Raw genomic sequence first — 20,204 nt, forward strand, 5'->3', positions numbered from 1 at the left:
GTCCGAGCTGGAATATCGGCCATACAGGATCACCCCTATATGATCGATCGCATGGGCGAGCGGATGAAAGTCACCCGGGACACCGGCATCGATCCGGCGTTGAACGGTCCGGATCGATTGGTGGCGATCGCGACCTCTCCGGCACTCGACGCCTTGGCTCCCCTGCGCAAGACAAATTCGTCCAACCCTGTCGCGCTCATTTTGTCGACCGGCGAGCCGCGGCCGGGGCAAGACGGCGATTTCGCCGCCACGACTGACGCGCAACTTCGCACCAGGCTGTCGCCGGATATCGCCTTGGCCAAAGGAGGCTCCAACGCCGGCGGTCATGCGGGCGGGATGCTGGCCATTCATCACGGCTGTCGGATGCTGCAGGAAGGCAAGGCCAGGTTCTGTCTTGCGGGCGGCGTCGACAGCTATCTCGAGCCGGAGACTCTGGAGTGGCTGGACGAACGCGAGCAGCTTCATTCCGATGAGAACACCTATGGATTTTGTCCGGGCGAAGGGGCCGGATTCTGTTTGATGACAACGCTGCAAACCGCACGGGAACTGGGAATCGAACCCTTGTTGGAGGTGCTTTGCACCTCCGTCGCCTTCGAAGAAAATAAAATCAAGACCAAGACGGTCTGCCTGGGAGAAGGCCTGAGCACGGCCTTTCAGCTGCTGTTCGAACAAGCGCCCATCGATCCCGTCGACCGGATCATCTGCGACATGAACGGTGAGCGTTATCGCGGCAATGAATATGGTTTCGCGGTGCTTCGCAATCCGGGTCGCTTCAAGGATGCCGCGGATTTTGAAACGCCAGCCGACTGTTGGGGCGATATAGGCGCTGCGTCGGGACCTCTGTTCGTCAGCATGGTCGTCCAAGCTGAAGCCCGAAACTACAGCAGGGGCCCCCTTTCGCTGATCTGGACAAGTTCCGAAAACGGCACCCGGGCTGCTGTGCTGCTTGGTGGCCCCAGGGAACCGCGCTGATGCCAACCCACATCACAGTGAACGGCCTTGGGCTCACTCACAAGAGCTCGACCGGCTTTTCGAAGGCGACGATACCGGATGTCTGCAAGACGCCTACACCGGGCGGTCCCGTACCGATGCCTTACCCGAATTTTGCGATGAGCAGCACGTTGGGCGACGGAACCACGACGGTTTTTGCGAAGGGCGGTCAGATGATCGCTATCAAGGGCTCCCAGTACAAGATGTCTACCGGAGACGAGCCCGGCACCGTCGGCGGGGTCAAATCCAACACGTTCAAGCAGGCGACGGATTGGATCACGTATTCCTTCGACGTCAAGATGGATGGAAGCAACGCCTGCCGTGACACCGACAAGAAATTTCACAACAATAAGAACACTGTCGATCTCATGGGCAATGCAAATCCGGCTCCTCCCGCAAAGCCGAACATATTGACCATCCCATGCAAGGACGCGCCGGAGAACCCTTCTCCCGGGCGGCACAAATTCAACAAATGTGAGCAGGAAGAAATCTGCGCAAAACTCTCCCAGATAAACAAAATGATGAAGAGCCCTGGCGGCATAAAGAGTGCCGGAGGCGGAAGCGGGCCTCGCGGATACGACCAGCTGCGGGAAGACGGCGACAAGCGCGCCAGCCAGTTGCGAGGCATGGCCATGCGCCGAAGCCAAAACCCGGAACTTCAGGCGCTCAACAAGAAGGGTTTCAAACATATCTCGAACAAGGCCCCCGACTATTGCCGGGACGCCCTGCAGCAGAAGGCAGAGTCGAGCACCCCGCCCTACAGGAGTTTCAGCGTTGATCACATCAAGGAAATCCAATTCTGCGGCCACCCGACAAGGCTCAACAATCTGAGATGGATGTCGCGCCGTCCCAACAGATGGATCGGCGGTCAACTCAATCAGTTGAAGACGAGCGGTGCCGGCAAACACACGGGTGTCAAAGGCGATTGCTGCTGACCGATCGAAAATCGCCCTTCCTTCGGGCGAACAAGTGCCATCGCAACCATGACCGAGAGACGAGATCCATGACCGAACCATCGTCGCTTCCGGAACTGATCGAACAGCTTGCCAATGCGCTGCGCGTCTATGACCGACTGGCTTTCGATGAAGAGTACGACCATCCATTGGGCAAGCCATGTTCGCCGCAACAACTCAGTGTCCTGGAGAAGAAACTCGGCAAGCCACTTCCCCCGAGCTATCGAAGGTTTCTAGAGCTTCATAATGGGTGGGGCGAGCTGTCGGGCGACGCCAAACTGCTTTCGGTTGAAGACCAACGAGCTGAATGGGTCGACGAACATCTTGCAGATCTACAGGAGATTTTCGCGGAGTTGGACCAGGAGAACCCCTTCGAAAATGGAGCCCTCCCCGTTTTCCTCGGCGAGGATTCAAATCAGTGCCTTTACATTGACCCCCATACGGTTCGCAGCAATGGTGAGATGGACTTCGTCGCGCTCGATATCACCACCGAGGAAAGGCGCTTTCCTGATTTCACGGCCTTCCTGGTCCATAAGCTGAACCTGCTTCGCGACATGATCGACAATCAGAAAAGAGGCATCTCTCGAGACGAAGCGGAATAGAAGGATGCAGGTCTCCCATCTGTCCGCAGCGCTTACGCAACCTTTATGGGTCGGTGATGAGGTTGCGCTCAAAGTTATGCTCGATCTCACGGTCTATCTCGAAGGGCCGACCGAGCGCGATTTTGAATTCCTGCTGGATCTCTATGAAAGTGTTTGTCCGCCTACCAGGCTGCGGGAATTCAAGATTGCCGAGTTGCCACTCTGGTCGTCCCTCGCTCAGCCGATATTAACCATGCACGGACGGGCCGCTGCGGCGGCAGGCATCAGGCGTCCGTACTTCGAACCGGTACGCGAGCGCATACGTCAAGGCAGAGCATTTGAAGCGCAATATTGGGACGGGCAGGAAATCGACGTGCTGAGCGGAAGTTGGAGCCTCAACTGCCGGCGCATTCATCTCAGGAGTGAAGGACTGTTCACCTTCGCGCGATTGCTGCTGCCGCTGGATACGGAACTCGACGTTCTGGTTTCCACGGCCGTCGCCATAGCCGAGAACGTGCCACTACATTCGGGCCATGGCGGCCTGGCTTTCGTTTACGAACCCCTGCTTCTGGACGACGCCTTTGATGCGATTTACAGCCGCGCCCGGCGTTTCTGGGGCGTGGATATAGAACATATGAACGGCACGCTGCCACTGACGAAAGACGGCATAAAGGGCGTCAACTGGATCACTTTGGTGGGCAACGCCTTTGCCTTGAAACCCGACATTCGCACCACGCTCGCAAGTCTCCGAGACGTACCGAGCGTGACAACGACGCGACACAAGCAGGCTTATGTCTTGATAGCGGGTGATTGCCCCTCGGCGTGCGATCGCAATCGGCCGGACGCCAGCGACGTTCCCTATGTGGCGGTGGCCAACGCGCTTGCACCTCTGTTCCTGACCGGGCACCCGGACTTCCCGGGCGAACGCTTCGCGGCGAGCGGAAATACGATGGGCTGGATTCGCAGGTTTTTCGATCCAGCCGGGTGGCGTTGAGGCAGCTAGTCTTTGGTACTACCTGTCTTCGACTGCCTTGCAACAAAGAGTTAGAGCGTTCCCGAAAAAACAGAAGACCTCTAGTCTAGTAGATTCCGTTCCTTTGCCCAGTCCTTCACATTGTCGGCGACCGGCAGAAATGGCGGATCGCCGTCGAAATGATCGGCGAAAGCCTGCCCCAGCAACGACGACTCGATCGAGAAAAGCCGGCCGTCCTCGCGAGCTTCGGTAAAAAGTTCGAGGAACGCGGCTCCTGCCGGAGCGGCCAACGCCGGTACGCGCATCTGGCGGATCAACCAGTGCAGAAGTCCGCGATCACCAAGCATGCCCGAGCCTCTCACGGCCAGGGGCGCGGTTTCAGGTGACTTGAGCAGTTCAACCAGCCATGCGCGGACATCCTTATCTGGAGCCGCCTTGATTGCCGCGCGCAGCGCGATCATCGCCTCTGGGCCGCCAGCGACAGCCACCTTGCGCAATCCGGCAGTGGCAAGGTCTCCCGAACCGAGTTCCGCCAACGCCCAGCAGGCCCACAATCGTGGTGGTTCATCGATATCATCCAGGCAAGCAGCGATCTCGGCGACAAGGTCGGTGCGCCTCAGGGTCCCGGCCAGACGCAGGGCGACGGCACGCACGCGCGTGTCCGGATCGCACACCAACCGCGCCAGCATCTGTTTCGGATCGACTTTATGTCCCATACATGCTGACGCCCCCAGGAAGCGTTGGAAAGCATCCTGGGCACCGATCCAATCGCGCACCAGCGGACCGATCGTCTGGGGTTTATGCCATATGAGTGCGCCGACGACACCACGGCCATTCTCGGACTGCCGACCCAATTCCACTGCTTCGGCGATACGCTTCCGGTCGGCCTGTTCGATTGCGAACCAGGTAAACAGGAAAAGCTCGCCCTTCTGCGGAAAATCCTCATAGGCGGCGAGGATGAATGGCCAGCCAGCCGACCCTGCAATGCGCAGAGCGTCGAGATTCGCTTCGAGCCGCTTGTCAACGCCAGCGACAGCCTTCAGATCGGGAAGCTCCGCCATCATAAGCGTATCACGCTGCGCCCATAGGAAGGCCGCCTGTTCCACGTGCTGCCTGACAACATCGCTCACAACCGGTCGCAGCGTAGGATTAAGGTCGGCACGCCACATCGTCTTCGACATCAGTTCAGATCGATCGAGCCGCCACGTATCCTGTTGGTGGCACTCGCCTGGCTGGTCACATAAGTGCCTCGGATGATAATGCGCCCGTCCTTCTCCATGAGAATGGTCGCCTCGCCGCAGCGCAACTCAATGCGTTCCTCGCCGATAATGCATACTCGTTCCCCGTCGCGGATTATCTGCGGCGATGAAACCTTGCGCATGGGCTCGACAACGCGCCCGACAATCAAAGGGCGACCCGGATCGCCATCCTGAAACAGCAGGGCAACCTCTGCACCGATCTCATCGGAAGCCAGTTCGGTCAGGCTGCGGGCGGCAACGGCCGTCTCCTGCGGATTGCCCGGGAAGACAACAAGCGGAACGCCGCTGTCGAATCCAAGGAAAATCCCTATGACTACCCCGTCGATACGTTCGCGCGTCTCACTCATCGCCGTGCCCTCAATTCTCGCTGATCTTCGAGCCTTTCATCGTGATGTCGCCGGAAGCCTTGAGGCTGATCGTGCCAGACCCCTTGATTGAAATGTCCTTGCCTTCGATCCCGATCGATCCATCCTTCTTCATCATGATTTTCGCCGACCCACATTTGATCAGGATTTCGTCACCGGCATCGATCACCAGTTTCTTTCCAACCTTGATCGAACTGTTCTCTCCAACACTGATCGAACTGCCCTTCGCTATGCCCAACGAGTGAGCCCCTCCGACCGTCGTGGAATCATCGGCGCCAATGCTGGCGCTGCGGGCTGCGCCGACGCTGAATGTTTGAGCACTGCCAATGGTCACGCTTTGATCCGCGCTGACATTGACGGTCTGCCCGGCCCCGATGTTCCAACTATCCCCTGCTCCAATATCGTGGCTCTGACTGATCCCCACCGTCACCGATCGTGTCGCTCCGATCGTGTTCGTTTGCGCAGCGCCCACGGTCCGCGCTTCAGCGGCCGCCACCGTGTCCACACGCGCGGCCCCAACCGTTATCGTCTGAACCAGCCCCACCGTCTGGGAATGGTTGGCGTCGATGTTTTCCGTCGAATTGGCCACGACATGGATCGTCTCGTTGGCCTGGACCGTCAATGAGCGGTTTGCGCCCACCGTCTCGGTATCATTGCTGCCGATGTTGGTGGTCTGATCGACGCCGATCTTGACCGTCTTGTTGTTGCCGACGTCCTCATCGAGGTTGTGGCCGACGGAATGTTTGGCATCGTGATCGATACGGTCGGACTGGTCGTGCTGCACGGTCTTGTTGCGATCATGCTTGATCAGCAGGTGGTGGTCCTTCTGGGCTTGGAAATTGACCAGTTCGGAGCCCGCCTTGTCCTCGAACATCAGTTCGTTGTAACCGCCGCCGCCCTTCGAGGAGTCGGATTTCCAGCCCGACTGCGTCGCATTGCCTGGCAGCCCGTAGGGCGGCATCTGCGAGGCATTGTAGACCCGGCCGGTGATGATCGGCAGGTCCGGGTCGCCCTCGATGAAATCAACGATGACCTCCTGTCCGATGCGCGGGATCTGGATGAAACCCCAGCCGCTGCCGGCCCAGGTCTGCGACACCCGCACGAAACAGGAAGAATTCTGGTCCTTCTTGCCGAGCCGATCCCAGTGGAACTGCACCTTCACCCGTGCATATTTGTCGGTGAAGATTTCTTCGCCCGACGGGCCGACCACGGTCGCGGTCTGCGGTCCGCGCATGATCGGCCGCGGGGTGAGACGCGGCGGCCGGTACGGCACTTTGGTGGGCGCCACGCCCAGCATAACGGTAAAGTTTTCGCTGTGGGCCTCGTTCTGGGTCCGATAGCCCGGATCGAACAGCCGGTATTCGGCGCTGATTACCAGATATTCCTGGTTCTGGTCGTCGCGCGGAAAGCTCTCCAGATTGAACTTGCAGCCGGAGAAAAGGCCGCGCACAGTCCCCGCCGCTGTCGTGCGCAGGTGCACCGACTGAAGTTCCTCTCGGCGGATTCCGGCAATGGTATCGCCGCGTCCAACGTCGAGATGCGCGCCGGGCTGGCGGTAGTTTTCGCCGGAAGCTTCCTTATGGCTGAACGGCTGCGCGGACTTTGCCATCAAATCGGCGCCAGGCTTCTCGAAATCATAGTCGGTATGCGCATAGGCGCCGGGTCGCACCATGCTGCCAGGGATCCATTCGGTGATGTATTCGACATCACGCCGCGAACCCCGCCCTTCGAAATTGTAGAGCACCTTGTCGTAGCCCGGCGCAGGCTTCAGCTTGCTCATTGCATCGCACAGCACGAGCGTGTGCTGGCCCTCATCATGCTCGAAGAAATAGAAAATACCCTCGTGCTCAAGCAGCCTCTGCACGAAATCCAGGTCGCTCTCGTCGTACTGCACGCAGTATTCGCGCGACGGATAGGAACCTTGCAGCCGTTTCTCGAATTTCGCCGTGCCGTATTTCGAGAATATCTTTTCGACGATCTCCACTGCCGTCATGTTCTGGAAGATGCGGCAATCGGTGGTGTTGCCGAGAAACCAGAGCCATGGCCTGACCACCGCTTCGTAGAAAGCCAGCCTGTCTTCGATGCGGGTGAGCCTGAACTCCGACACGAGGCCGCTGAACCAGCGCTTTGGGTCGGATTCCCCCTCGATCGAAACGATACCGCCCAGCATCTTGAGCGGATCGACGTCACGGCTCTTGGAGACGAAGCCGACAGTATATGCAAAACAGCGGCTGATCTCATCGCGGCCGATGAGATGGGTGAAGGTCAACAAGTCAGCGCCTACCGGCGTCTGCACAACCGTGGCGCGTTCGTTTGGCATGGGACGTGCCCCTCCTGGACGCGACCGCCAGTGTGATGAATTGAAGCCCCCGTTCTGTGAAATGCGTCACGTTCGGGAATTTCAAAAACACCGCACGAAACCCTTTTGAGCGTAGCACATGTTTGATCAGGGCTAAACAACAGCTTGGAAAAACAGCGGCTGGCGCACCCCTGTGTGAAACGCTGCTCGCCCACTGCCCCTGCAAGCTGCTAGAATAGCGGGACATGAGGGCTCGCGGGGCGGTTCGGGATGTTCATCTCGCTCCAGATCAGCAATCTCGATGGGCTGCCAGCGGGGGCCGCTACAGGCTATGCCGCCCGTGAACGCAGCTTCGATATCGGCCGGGAGAATTGCGACTGGACGTTGTCGGATCCAGACAAGTTCATCTCGGGCCGTCATTGTGAAGTCGATTTCCAGGCGGGTGCGTTCTGGCTCTACGACGTCTCGCGCAACGGGACCTTCGTCAATGGTTCCCGACAGCGCATGACCACCCCTCATAGGCTGATCGATGGCGACAGGCTGCTTATCGGCCGCTATGTCATTGCGGTTTCGATCACTGAAGGGCGCGTCGATGCAACCGGGACGACGCAACGCGAACCTTCGCCGGCGGGCCGCCCGACAGAACCCGACATGCCGTCGCCTAGATCCTTGGAGCGACACCCTGCTCCAGCAGCACCGATATCGACGTCCTCATTGCTGCGGCCCGGCGCATCCGCACCGGTTCAACAGTCGCCCGGAACGGTGGAGATCCTGCGTGATATCGCAACTGCCGCCGGCATCGCTCCTGACCTGCTGCAATCGCGCGATCCGCATCAAGTTGCAGCCGAGATCGGTGCTGTACTGAGAATCTCCGTCGAGCAATTGTCGCTGCTGCTCAAGGCGCGCGCGGCCGCCAAGGTGCTCGCCAAGAGCCCCCATCGAACGATGATCGGCGCTGAGGACAACAATCCGCTAAAATTCGTGCCTGGCACCAATGACATATTAGAGATCATGTTTGCCAAGCGCAGGGCCGGCTATCTCGATGCCAAGCACAGCGTCGAAGACGCATTCCAGGACCTGAAGGCCCACGAGATTGCGACCTACGCCGCGATGCAGGCCGCGCTTTTCAGACTGCTCGATGATCTGTCACCTGAGGCGGTCGCCAGGAAACTGCCACCCACGGCCTTCTCGTCAAAGAAGAGCCAGGCTTGGGACGCCTTGGTCGCCACCTGGCGCACCATGGAGGAGAAGCACGAAAACGGCATGCTGGACGTCTTTCTCGCCTATTTCGCCGAAGCTTATACCAAGGCCAGCAAGCAGAAATAGCCTAGCGCACTTCGTCGGCGGCAAAATTGCGCTGTCTGTAATGGGTTTCATAGAAGGCGCCGTCCCTTCGCTCATCCTGCTTTCCAATTTCAATCGGCCTCCTGTGCGATTAGAATGATGGCTGGGAGCTTGCCTGCCGGGCAACGCGGCATGGCTTGGGGCGTGCAGCGATGTCATGTTTCAGCAAAAAGCGCTTTTCGATCCGACCCGAAGCCCGGCCCGGAAGGTGTAAACTAGGCTCCTTTGAAGTCAGCCGCACCTTGACGACGGAGCTCCAATGAGCTCGACGGATGACCCCTCGGACCCCGCGAACCGGACAGTGATCCGTGCGCCGCGGCTAAAGCAACCGTCTCCTGCGGCTACCGAAAATGGAGAGCAAGGAGTAGGGCGTGCGCCACCCGCCGTCCGCGAACCGACGGTGTTCGATCCACGCATCGACAAACAGATGCCGAGCGGATGGTCCTCTGGAACCGTCGTCCTTGAAGGCTCCGATCCAGGTCTAGCTGCGCCGCCTTCGACGCTGCAGCAGACCACGCTTCTCACCGCGGCAGGCCGCGTCAGGTACGAAAGCGCGAACCCGATCGTCGCGGCTGCGGCTCCCTTGTTGCTGCAGCTTAGTTACCTGCGGCTGGTGCCGGTGGACCGAAAAGCGTCATCGTTGGCAGACTACATCGCAAGCGCAATCGAGACATTTGATCGTACCGTGACGAAAGCCGGCGTCGGGGAGGACGATGCGCGGATCGCGAAATTTGCCCTTTGCGAAACCGCAGACGATCTCGTCGGCAACCTGCCATGGCCAGGAGCAAGCGGTTGGAGCCAGCACAGCCTGGCGGCGCGGTTCTTCCATACTCAACCCAAGGGGACCGGCTTCTTCGAAGCGCTGAACAAGATCCTCGCCAAACCTGAAGCGCGTTGCGAGCTGCTCGAACTGATGCATGCCTGCCTTTCGCTGGGCTTCGAAGGTCAATATCGGGGGTTGGCGAACCAACGGGAAACCCTCGAGCGCGTGCGATGCGATGTCTATGACACGCTTCGCTATTTCAAAGCACGTGGACCCGACGAGATCTCTCCCCGGTGGCAGGGCATGGCTGCGTCACAGCCGAAGCCAAGAACCAGGCTTCCGCTTTGGGCGGCTGCAGCGGGCGCGATTGCACTGGTGACAGCGGTATTTTTCGGGCTGCGGATCCTGATCACCGATGAAGGGGATGCAGTCGCCAGGGAACTGCTGACACTCAATCCTTCGGCGCCGGTCACGATCGAGCGCGCCAGTGTGGCGAAGGTCATCGAAGCGACACCTGCCGAGCGGCCGCAACCCACCGCCCCCACCCAAATCGACCGGATCAGCGCAGCGCTCGCCAAGGAGATCGCAGCCGGCGGGCTAAGCGTCCGCACCAAGGGCGACTTCATCGTCGTGGAGATCAGCAATCAGCTGTTGTTCGCATCAGGCCAGGCGGACCTGAAGACACAATTCCAACCTGTTGCCGTGCATATCGCCACGACGCTCGATTCCGAACCCGGACCGATCAAGATCGTCGGCCACACCGATACTGTGAAGCCGAAGAAATCGAGCACGTTCAAATCGAATTTCGACCTTTCGGTTGCGCGCGCGAAAGCGGTTCAGTCGACGCTAGCCACGCTGCTGAAAGACCCTTCGAGGCTGAGCAATGATGGCAAGGGCGAGGATGAACCGATTGCAGACAATGCGACGCCGGACGGCCGCGCCAAGAACCGCCGTGTCGACGTGATGATCCAGAAGGAGGAGACGTTGTGAGCGGGCGCGCCGGAGAACGAGAGTGATGCGCTGGGTGCTGCGGATATTCAGCATCGTCGCCCTCGCCGGCTTCTGCGCCGCTGTGTGGTTTGCCGGCCCCATGGTCGGCTTTGCCGACAGTCGCCCCCTCAGCTCCGATTGGCTGCGTGCAGCGGTCATCGGGGTGAGCATTGCCGCGCTCGCGCTGTTTTATGGCATCAAGTCCTGGCGGAGGCTCAAGGCGCAAAAAGCACTCGAAAAAGCGATCACGCGTCACGACGAAAAGGATGACGATGCGCGAATACTCGAAGCGGGTATGAACGAAGCCATCGCGACGCTGAAGCGGACGACCAACAAACGCGACTTTCTCTATGAAACCCCTTGGTACGTGGTCATCGGCCCGCCCGGCGCAGGCAAGACGACGGCACTGGTCAATTCCGGGTTGAGGTTTCCGCTGGCCGGCTCTGGAAAGGCCCAGCCTGTGGCCGGGATTGGCGGTACGCGATCCTGCGACTGGTGGTTCACCGACGAAGCGGTCCTGATAGACACGGCTGGTCGCTACACGACATTCGAATCGGACGCTGCGCGCGACAAGTCGAGCTGGCTTGCCTTCCTCGGACTGCTGAAGAAGCACCGCACCAGGCAACCGATCAATGGCGTCATCCTCGCCATCAGCATCGCCGACCTCATCCGCTTCGACGAGCGGCAACTCGAGACACACATCACCGAAATAAGAACCCGGCTGCGCGATCTGTACGAAACGCTGAAGATCCAGTTTCCGGTTTATCTGCTTTTCACAAAAGCCGACCTGATTTCAGGGTTCATGGACTACTTCGGCAATTTCGATGAGGCGCGCCGACGCAAGGTATGGGGGGTCACGTTTCAAACAGCCGACCGAACCAGAAACATGGCCGGCGAGGCTCCCGCTGAATTCGACGCACTTGTCGAGCGTCTGGCGGAAGAGACCACCGACCGACTTCACGAAGAACCTGATCCGGCTACGCGGATCGCCATCTTCGGCTTCCCGGCTCAATTCGGTGCGCTTCGCAGCCGGATTACGCATTTCGTCGGCAGCCTGTTCGACGCTTCGCGGTCGCAGGTGAATGTCAGCCTGCGAGGGCTCTATTTTTCTTCCGGCACCCAGGAGGGCACGCCGTTCGATCAGGTGCTGGGTTCGATCGGGCGCAGTTTTGGCAGCGCACCGCAGGCGCATTATTCAGGCGCCGGAAAGAGCTTCTTCCTGCACGATCTACTCACCAAGGTCATCTTCCCGGAAGCAGGCTGGGTTTCTTTCGACAGGCTCGCAGAACGACGTGCCAGGTTGGTCCGATTTGGAGGACTTGCGGTGATCGCGCTGACAGCTTTGGCGGCCCTCGGCATCCTGGGCCTCAGCTTCCTGGCCAACAAATCGCTGATCGCTTCGACCAGGCAGGCGATGGCTGAGTATCGCGACAGTGCGGATTCGTTGCTCAAGAGCACGACGGTGACGGATGTCGACCTGGAGAACGTCATCGGGCCGCTCGATCAATTGCGCAACCTGCCGACCGGTTTCGAAGGCGGCGATCAGGCGAGACCGATTGAAGAAACCTTTGGACTCGGCCAACGGCAGAGATTGCTGTCGGCCTCCATGACGGCCTACCGGCAGGCGTTGGAGCGGACGTTCCGCTCCCGGCTCCTGGTCCAAGCGGAGCGGACGATCCAGGTCAGGATGGCCGACCCCGCCAAGCTCTACCAGCCGCTGAAGATCTACTTGATGCTGGGCGGCAAGGCGCCAAAGGTCGATGACGCGCTGATCGTTTCGTGGATGAAGCAGGACTGGGAGGAAAACCGCTATCCCGGCGAGAACAATAGAGAGGGACGCGCGCAGATCGAAAAACATCTGCGTGCCATGCTTGCGCTCGACGACTCCTACGATCCGGTGTTTGAACTCAACCAGCCGCTGATTGAGGCCGCACAGCGCTCACTAGGGCGCATGAGCCTTGCTGACCGTGCGTCGGCCCTGATCATGTCCGCGATCTACGCCGCAAGGCTGGATGACTTCTCTGTCATAGCCAACGCAGGGCCCGAGGCGCAGCTTTTGTTCGAGCGCGTGGATGGCGGCGACCTGGCCGATCTTCAAGTCCCCGGCCTTTACACTCACGCCGGCTTCAATCGCTTCTTCCTGCCTCAACTTTCACGCGTCGCGCAAATGCTCGTCGATGAGCAATGGGTGCTGGGCGGCGGCGGCGAACAGGGCGGCGTAGACCAGGACCTGCCCAAACTGGGTCCCGAACTCGTCGAGCGCTACGGCAGGGAATTCGCCGCCAGCTGGAACGGCGTGCTCGACCAGCTGAAGTTCAAGCCGATGCTAGAGGACAAACCGCAATATATCGCGTTGTCCGCCGTCGCATCGCCCGGTTCGCCGCTTGACCAACTGTTCACTGCAATCGCCGAGGAAACCCGACTGACGAAAGCCGACAGCGTTGCTGGGGATGAGGTCGGCGCGGCGCCGGAAGACCTGGTAGGGATAGCCAAAGGCCTGGCCCGCATCGGCTTGCAGGTAACCGGAGGCAAGTCACAAAGCCGAGCCGGCACGAGTTCGGCACTTGCGCAAAATGCCGGTGCAAACGTCGAGGCACAGTTCCGACCTTTCCAGACGCTGGTCAGCGGCGCTGCCGGACGGCGGCCGCTCGATGCGCTGACGCAGAACTTTCGCGACATTTTCCAGAGCCTGAAAATCTCTGCCGATGTCCCCTCGCAGACGGAACGCGTGAACGCCAACCTGCGGCTACAGATCTCGACGCTGCGCGCCAATATCTCGCGTCTGCCCAAGCCACTTGCGCGTATGGTGACCGCAGCCGCCGACGAGTTCGAGGGCAATGTCGTCGAAACCTCGGTGGCCAATCTCAACCAGAACCTCGATCGGTCGGTAACGCGCGCCTGCGAGGAGGCAGTCAATGGCCGCTATCCCTTCGCTGGCGACGTTACCGAAGACATCTCGATGACGGATTTCGCCAGGTTGTTCGCTCCTGGCGGAGTGATGGACCGTTTCTTCGCCCAAAACCTTGCCCCGCTGATCGATATGACAGGTCAGGAGTGGTCCTGGAAGCAGGATGCGCGTTTCAACCGCGGCCTTGCCAAATCGACCTTGAAGGCGTTCCAATCCGCGGCAGAAATCCGCAGCGCCTTCTTTCCCTCTGGTGGATCTGCGCCATCGGTCAACATCACCTTCACGCCGTTCTCACTCAACGGCGACGCCGAAAGCGCGATCCTCGACATCGACGGCCAGACCGTCCAGAGCAGTCAGGCCGGAAACGTGCCGAGCACGGTGACTTGGCCGAATGGCACAACTTCCGCTTCCGTCAGTCTCAGCCTGCTACCGGAAATGCCCGGCCGCGAATCCGCGCTCAAATTCGATGGTCCGTGGGCGCTGAAACGGCTGCTCGACAAAGCAACCATCACCACCAGCGGCGGCAACACCGAAGCACGCTTCGTCATCGGTGGACGCGATGTTGCATACACGATCCAGACGGGCTCTGGAGCCAATCCCTTCCTGCTGCCGGCATTGACCGGCTTCAGCTGCCCCAAGGCTTTTTGAGATGGTTCAACCACCGGACAGCACCAGCCTCAACCGTCATTTCGATACTCTAAAGTGCGCGCTTGTGGCAAAATGGCATGTGTACGCGGCCCATCGTTCGTCACAGAGGACGCTCGCGAAGCGTTTGGTGGCAATTTGAGCACTGTCGCCCTTCCCGTCGAAAGCTTCGGGGTGAGTCACAAGGGCTGCGTGCGCGATCACAACGAGGATAATTACCTCGTCGAACCGCAGACCGGCCTCTGGGTGGTAGCCGACGGCATGGGCGGGCACGAGGCCGGTGAACTCGCCTCCGCCAGCATCGTCGACCATCTGTCAACGATTGGCATTCCGAGCTCGGCGCCAGATCTTCGTGCTCGCTTCGAGGACCGGCTCAACCGCGCCAATACCGAGATCCGCAACATCTCGCTCTCTCGCGGCATTACGATAGGCTCCACCTTCGCAGCCCTACTCGCCATGGACGGCCGTTTCGCCTGCCTGTGGGCCGGCGACAGCCGCATCTATCTGGTTCGCAACGGCTTGATAACCCAGGTCTCGAAGGATCATTCGGAGGTCCAGGAACTGCTCGACCGTGGCGTCATCAGCGCGGAAGAAGCCCTTACATGGCCTCGCCGCAACGTGATCACGCATGCGGTCGGCATCAGCGATCAACTCAAGATGGACTTCCAGCAGGGCGTGTTGATGCCAGGCGATATTTTTGTTCTGAACACCGACGGGCTGACCGCGCATGTCAGCGACGCGGAGATCGAGGCGGCAGTCAGATCTGCCGATCCGCAGATGGCCTGTCGGAGCCTCCTGGAGATGGTCCTGGCACGTGGCGGAACCGACAATGTGACCATTGTGCTTGTGAAGATGGGCGCCGGGCGCAACGGCATGTTGAATTCGGTTCCCTCCGGAGCAGAGGGGCTCGCAAGATGAGCGACGATGACAAGACGCGGGTATCGGCGAACGTTGCCTATGCGGGTGTGGGTACGCAACTCAGCACCATCTACGAGCTCGACGAGAGGATCGCATCCGGTGGCATGGGCGAGGTCTATCGCGGCCATAACATTCAGACCGGTGATCATGTCGCGATCAAGATCGTGCTGCCCGAATTCGCCCGCGACCAGACCATACTGTCCCTGTTCCGCAAGGAAGCTTCGATCCTCAATCATCTGTCGCATGACGCCGTCGTGCGCTACCACGTCTTCACCATAGATCCAGGAATTGGCCGGCCTTATCTCGCGATGGAATTCGTGGACGGCCCGTCATTGTTCGACATCATCCGGCTCGGCTCCATGCCTTTGCCAGACGTTCGCCGCCTCTGCCATCGCCTCGCATCGGGACTCAGCGCAGTGCACCAGGCTGGCGCCATCCATCGGGATCTTTCACCCGACAACATCATCTTGCCAGGTGGTCGGGTCGAGCGCGCAAAAATCATCGATTTCGGCATAGCGCGCTCCGCTACCGTCGGGGGAGAGACACTGATCGGCGGGAAGTTCGCCGGAAAATACAATTATGTTTCGCCGGAGCAGCTTGGACTTTATGGCGGCGAAGTCAGCGAGCAATCCGATATCTACAGCCTCGGGCTGGTGCTGGCTGCAGCGCTGCGTGGGAAGCCGCTGGATATGAGCGGCTCGCAATTCGAGGTCATCGAAAAACGCCGGACCGTGCCCGATTTGTCGGACATCGACCCCGATTTCCGCGATGTCCTCGAAGCGATGCTGCAACCGGATCCACGCGACCGGCCAGCCAGCATGGCAGAAATTGCCAGGGCGACGCGGGACGACGACCTCGACGCGACAACGCCGCCATCATTCAGCACGCGCGAACGCTCGGGATTGCAGCGCTCCGGGGGGACGACACCGCCCGACACTCAGCCGCATCCGCCTGCCGGCGAACAGCGCTTCGTTCAGCACGTGCGGCCAGCGCATCTGTCGCAACCGGCAATAGCGCCGGCTTCGTCCAGCCCGCCGACGTCGAACCCGCCACGCCCCTCTTCCCGCAGGCCATTGATTGCCGGTGGTGCTGCGGCCTTGGTCTTTTTAGCCGCTGCCGGTCTTTATTTCAGTGGTGTCTTGTCGCCGCTGACGGAAAAGGCAGACCCACCGGCTCCGAACCCAACCGCTGAGGCGCCGCCTGCCTCTCGGCCGGAGAAGATCGCCAGCAATAACCGGACACAAGGCTCGCAGCCAGTCGAAACACAGCCTGCGCAATCTCCGGCAGGGAATTCGTCACCCACCTCCCCCACCCTGAAAACTGCCGAGAGCCAGAAGCCGGAGCAGCCAGCCGCCGGGTCACCCGGCGACAAGGCGCCCGAAACGAGCCAGACGGAAACCGACAACGAGCAGCCGCCCGATACCAAGCCGAATGCAACCGAGCCCAACATATCGAACGTCGACGACAAATTCCCCAAATCGCCGAAAGCGAATGAGCCGGCTCCTGCTTCAGCCGAAAGCCCGGAACCGGTGCAGCGGGAAACGTCCCCGACGCAGCCGGCCAACAAGCCGCTGGGAAAAGAAGACGTCGCCGTCAATCTGCCCAAGCAAGAGGGCCCGGGGGATAAGGGGATCGACGCAGTAGTACAGCGTGCTTCTTGGGTGCGCGACTTCAGCGGCGGAGCCTGTTTCTATGCGTCGCTTATATCGGCGATCAATGGTGCGCCAGCCATCGAAGGCTTCGGAACGACCGTGCAGCCGTTCGAGCGAATGCTCGGTGATTTCCGGTCGAAGTTCCATGTCGAGCCGGAGATTGGCGTTCGACTTATCACCCAGCCACAATGCGAGTTGACCGGCTTCTTGCGGTATTTCGATCGCAACAGCGCCGAACGGCCGCAACTCGCCCTCGACAGCATGTCGGTGCCAGACGGCTCGCCGATAAGCGGCACGCTGGTTACGCGTGGCGGGCTTGTCTCGAACGTGATGCTGATCGACCACAAGGGGATTGCGTTCAACCTCGACGACCGCATGGTCGCACAGAGCGACAAGGCCGCGTTCAGTATCCCGATCGGTCTTGGCACCGCTGACAAAGCGGCCGGCAAGGCGGTGCCGCAGATCATACTCGTGATCACCGGGCCGCGGGACATCCAGGCTGCAATGTTTGCAAGACCGATGCCGGCCTCGGAGTTGTTGCCCAGGATCCTCAAGGAGATCGAGGCCGACGGTTCGCAATTTTCCGCCACCGCCAAATATTTTCGACTTGGCGGATAAATATGGATGCCGATGGATTCCCGCTGCCCGCGTTTGTTCCAGTCGCCATGCCGCAAGCGTCACGGCTGGTTTCGAAATTGGCCTGGGGTCTCCGGCCGGATGGCGGTCGCCACACTGGTCGGCGCAATGCTGCTTTCGATCGTGTCGATCGACCGCGCCCGCGCGGAGTTCACGGTGTGCAACCAGACGCTGGACGTCGTCAATCTCGCTGTTGGACAGAAGATCGATAACGCCGACCAGACCGACGGCTGGTGGACCATCGGCGCCAATCAGTGCGTAAACGTTATCCGCGAGGAATTGGTCAACCGTTACATCTATCTTTATGCGACGGATGTCTTCGGTCACGCGATCCTCAACGGAGCGGTCGAAATGTGCATCGACCGACGCCGCTTCTCGATACGCGGCATCGAGGAATGCTGGCAGCGCGGCCACATCGCAGCACATTTTGTCGAAGTCGATACGCTCGAGCAGGCGCGCTGGACGTATTTCCTGACCGGAAACAGCCCGTGACGCACAGTATCGACACGAGCTTCAAGCGGAAGAAGCAGGCGCGCCTGAACGAGCACCGGCGTAGGCTTTGGCGAACCATCTTCGGCGGCCTTGCAGCGCTCGCCCTCATCTCGATCGCCACCGGCTTCTATCTCACCAGGGACTATTGGTCGTTCGGTGACGAAGACGAGGAACTGCATCCCGTCGAAGGCATGGAAGACATACCACCCGATGCGCGGGTCTATGTGCCAGCGATCATCGACCTCGCCGGCGATCCGATGTGGATCACGCTCGCACCGGATGCCGACACGGCAACGAAAAGCCGCGCGGTCACACGCCCGGCCGAGCTCGACAGTTCCGGAGCGTCTCCGCAGATCGAGATTCTTTCCGACGTGATGCTGAGCGCCAGCGAAAAATTCATGACCACGATCCCGTCGACGCAGGAGGACTTCGCATTTTTCCAGGCGCAGCGACAGGCGGCTCCGAGGGCTTCGGCACCGGCGGCCGCCGATCAACAACCGGATCAGCCGGCGCCAGCCGATCCGCAAGGCGACCTGGAAAACGATCTCCAACCTCCGCCAGACGATGGGCCAGCTTCGGTTCCAGCCCCCAAAGCCGATGTGGGCGATCCCGAGGCGGGCTGGGGGGAGACCATCGACCAGGGCGAGGCAGCGCTGCCAGCGTTCAAGAAAACCGCTATCGACAACACCACCACGGTTGCGACGGTCACCAGCGAATATCAGCGCTTCGAGGCAACCGAGGACACGTTCGTTAAGATATTCAACGCCCGCAGCCTCGATAGCGTGGCGCTCGACGCGCAATTCTCCGCGGATGACGCGAAACTGGCAGGCGAGGCGCTGAAGACTCTTTTCAATCGCGATGGACTCGAACCCGGCTTTGTCGTCGCGCTACGCGGATTCCGACCGAACCGCGAAAAGACGACAATGTCGCTCATGCAGGTTTCTGTCTACGCCAGGAATGTCTATGTCGGCACTTTGACACGCAGCGCGGCGGGCGCTTTCGTATCGGGCGTCGACCCGTGGGTCAGCGACGACCTCTTCAACTATTCCGGCACCTCCGATCAGGGCGGCCCCAAGCAGCAATATCGTCTGCTCGATGCGATCTACTCGACGGCCGCGCGCAACAAGGTTCCGACAAGCGTTATCGGCGAGGCGATCATGTATCTGTCCCGCGGACAGGATCTGGATGCATTCGCCAGCGAGGACCAGCGCCTGATGCTGATCTACTCGCAGACGCCACGCGGTCAGGACGAGCATTCCGGAAGGGTTCTTTATGTCGGGGTCTCAGGTGCCGAGAAGAATCTCGACTGTTTCGTATTCCAACAGAGCGACGGCCAGTATGCATGCGTCACGGGCAATGACGAGGTTCGTTCCCTGTCCGTGGTCAACGGCATGGTCACGCCCGTGAGCGGCGTGATGACCTCGACCTTCGGCCCACGCAAGCATCCAATCCTGGGCACAGTTCGAATCCATAAGGGGACCGACTGGGCCGCTCCGGTCGGCACACCGATCGTCGCGGCGTTCGATGGCGAAATCACCTTCCAGGGCGACGGCGGCGGCTATGGCAATCTGGTGAAGATCGCCCATACCAACGGGCGCGAGACGCGTTATGCCCACATGCAGAAATTCGCCCTTGCAAGCGGCATCGGGACAAAGGTGAAGGCCGGCGACGTCATCGGGTATGTAGGAACCACCGGGCTTTCAACGGGCCCGCATCTTCATTTCGAACTCTATCAGAACGGCGAGGCGATCAATTCACTGGGGACGGCCACCACGGTTGCCGCCAGTAATTTCGGCAGTTCATCCGATGTTGCTGTCGAGACGCTGACCGACCGGATCGTCCATGTGGAAAGCGGCGGCCGCGCGCGCGCCAAGAACCCGAATTCGTCCGCAACCGGCGCCGGCCAATTCATCACCAGGACATGGATTCGGATGATGAACACCTATCGCCCCGATCTTGCCAGGACATTATCGACGGCCGATCTGCTCGCGCTTCGCTACGACGCCACGCTCTCGCGTGAGATGGTGCGCAACCTGGCACGAGAAGGCGAAGCGTATCTGCGCGGGCGCGGGCACCAGATCACCGCCGGACGGCTCTACCTCTGTCACTTTCTTGGCATGGAAGGGGCGCATCAAGTATTGGCGGCGCCGGGGGCGTCCCAGTTGAGCGCGGTACTGGGATCGGCTGTGATCCAGGCCAATCCCTTTCTCACCGGCAAGACAGCCAGCTACGTCATCGACTGGGCCGAGCGCAAGATGGGACAGAAGGTGACACGTGTGGCAGTCGATCAGAGCCAGCCGACGACAACGCAAATTCGTCAAACATCGCCGGAGTTTGAAAAATACAAGCTGGCGATAACAGCGTTGCTGGGCTCGATCCAAAAACCACTTGAACGAGGTTAGCCAAATCCCGCGTTATGGGATCAGTACGCTCGCC

14 protein-coding genes are annotated in these 20,204 nt (G+C 60.2%); 11 read left to right on the forward strand and 3 right to left on the reverse strand.

From position 1 onward, the window contains the following. Nucleotides 1-39: 39 nt before the first annotated feature. The 4 genes from ACFWXH_RS26445 (at nt 40) to ACFWXH_RS26460 (ending at nt 3,518) form a co-directional block, all read left to right on the forward strand. Nucleotides 40-972, forward strand: coding sequence for a beta-ketoacyl synthase N-terminal-like domain-containing protein (locus tag ACFWXH_RS26445; RefSeq protein ID WP_379124378.1), 933 nt, complete (start codon nt 40-42; stop codon nt 970-972). Then, nucleotides 972-1,925 carry a DUF4150 domain-containing protein gene (locus ACFWXH_RS26450; protein WP_379124380.1) on the forward strand — a complete coding sequence of 318 codons (954 nt, stop codon included), beginning with the start codon at nt 972-974 and terminating at the stop codon, nt 1,923-1,925. The genes ACFWXH_RS26445 and ACFWXH_RS26450 overlap by 1 nt, the downstream gene beginning before the upstream one ends. 68 nt (nt 1,926-1,993) lie before the next feature. Then, nucleotides 1,994-2,545 (forward strand): SMI1/KNR4 family protein, encoded by a 552-nt coding sequence (locus tag ACFWXH_RS26455; protein WP_379124382.1) that lies wholly within the window; start codon nt 1,994-1,996, stop codon nt 2,543-2,545. Between the two features lie 4 nt (nt 2,546-2,549). Next, nucleotides 2,550-3,518 (forward strand): type VI immunity family protein, encoded by a 969-nt coding sequence (locus ACFWXH_RS26460; RefSeq protein ID WP_379124384.1) that lies wholly within the window; start codon nt 2,550-2,552, stop codon nt 3,516-3,518. An 80-nt stretch (nt 3,519-3,598) separates the two neighbouring features. Here ACFWXH_RS26460 and ACFWXH_RS26465 read toward each other — a convergent pair whose 3' ends face one another. Genes ACFWXH_RS26465 through tssI form a run of 3 tightly spaced genes read right to left on the reverse strand, consistent with a single transcriptional unit; the run spans nt 3,599 to nt 7,441 of the window. Then, on the reverse strand, nt 3,599-4,678 hold the full coding sequence (locus tag ACFWXH_RS26465; protein ID WP_379124385.1) for a HEAT repeat domain-containing protein: 1,080 nt from the start codon (nt 4,676-4,678) through the stop codon (nt 3,599-3,601). Further along, on the reverse strand, nt 4,678-5,103 hold the full coding sequence (locus ACFWXH_RS26470; RefSeq protein WP_379124386.1) for a DUF6484 domain-containing protein: 426 nt from the start codon (nt 5,101-5,103) through the stop codon (nt 4,678-4,680). Before ACFWXH_RS26470 ends, ACFWXH_RS26465 begins: the two co-directional genes overlap by 1 nt. A 10-nt stretch (nt 5,104-5,113) precedes the next feature. Then, a complete protein-coding gene (gene tssI / locus ACFWXH_RS26475) occupies nt 5,114-7,441 on the reverse strand; it encodes a type VI secretion system tip protein TssI/VgrG (protein WP_379124388.1) in 2,328 nt (775 codons plus the stop codon). Nucleotides 7,442-7,690: 249 nt separating this feature from the next. Between tssI and tagH the strand changes: the two genes are divergently transcribed. The 7 genes from tagH to ACFWXH_RS26510 all read left to right on the forward strand — a co-directional run bounded on the left by tagH (nt 7,691) and on the right by ACFWXH_RS26510 (nt 20,170). Then, nucleotides 7,691-8,746, forward strand: a complete 1,056-nt coding sequence (tagH, locus tag ACFWXH_RS26480) for a type VI secretion system-associated FHA domain protein TagH (RefSeq protein WP_379124389.1) — start codon at nt 7,691-7,693, stop codon at nt 8,744-8,746. 418 nt (nt 8,747-9,164) lie between these two features. Continuing rightward, nucleotides 9,165-10,517 carry a type VI secretion system protein TssL, long form gene (gene tssL, locus ACFWXH_RS26485; RefSeq protein ID WP_379124390.1) on the forward strand — a complete coding sequence of 451 codons (1,353 nt, stop codon included), beginning with the start codon at nt 9,165-9,167 and terminating at the stop codon, nt 10,515-10,517. A 25-nt stretch (nt 10,518-10,542) separates the two neighbouring features. Then, nucleotides 10,543-14,073, forward strand: coding sequence for a type VI secretion system membrane subunit TssM (tssM, locus tag ACFWXH_RS26490; protein WP_379124431.1), 3,531 nt, complete (start codon nt 10,543-10,545; stop codon nt 14,071-14,073). A gap of 135 nt (nt 14,074-14,208) precedes the next feature. After that, a complete protein-coding gene (locus ACFWXH_RS26495; RefSeq protein ID WP_379124391.1) occupies nt 14,209-14,988 on the forward strand; it encodes a PP2C family protein-serine/threonine phosphatase in 780 nt (259 codons plus the stop codon). Beyond that, nucleotides 14,985-17,258 carry a protein kinase gene (locus ACFWXH_RS26500; protein ID WP_379124392.1) on the forward strand — a complete coding sequence of 758 codons (2,274 nt, stop codon included), beginning with the start codon at nt 14,985-14,987 and terminating at the stop codon, nt 17,256-17,258. The genes ACFWXH_RS26495 and ACFWXH_RS26500 overlap by 4 nt, the downstream gene beginning before the upstream one ends. Nucleotides 17,259-17,357: 99 nt before the next feature. Beyond that, nucleotides 17,358-17,768: a DUF1036 domain-containing protein gene (locus ACFWXH_RS26505; RefSeq protein ID WP_379124393.1), complete on the forward strand. Its 411-nt coding sequence runs from the start codon at nt 17,358-17,360 to the stop codon at nt 17,766-17,768. Beyond that, on the forward strand, nt 17,765-20,170 hold the full coding sequence (locus tag ACFWXH_RS26510; RefSeq protein ID WP_379124394.1) for a M23 family metallopeptidase: 2,406 nt from the start codon (nt 17,765-17,767) through the stop codon (nt 20,168-20,170). Before ACFWXH_RS26505 ends, ACFWXH_RS26510 begins: the two co-directional genes overlap by 4 nt. Nucleotides 20,171-20,204: the final 34 nt, after the last annotated feature.

The sequence above is a fragment of the Mesorhizobium sp. NPDC059054 genome (genome assembly GCF_042739215.1).
In the GTDB taxonomy this organism is placed as follows: Bacteria; Pseudomonadota; Alphaproteobacteria; order Rhizobiales; family Rhizobiaceae; genus Mesorhizobium.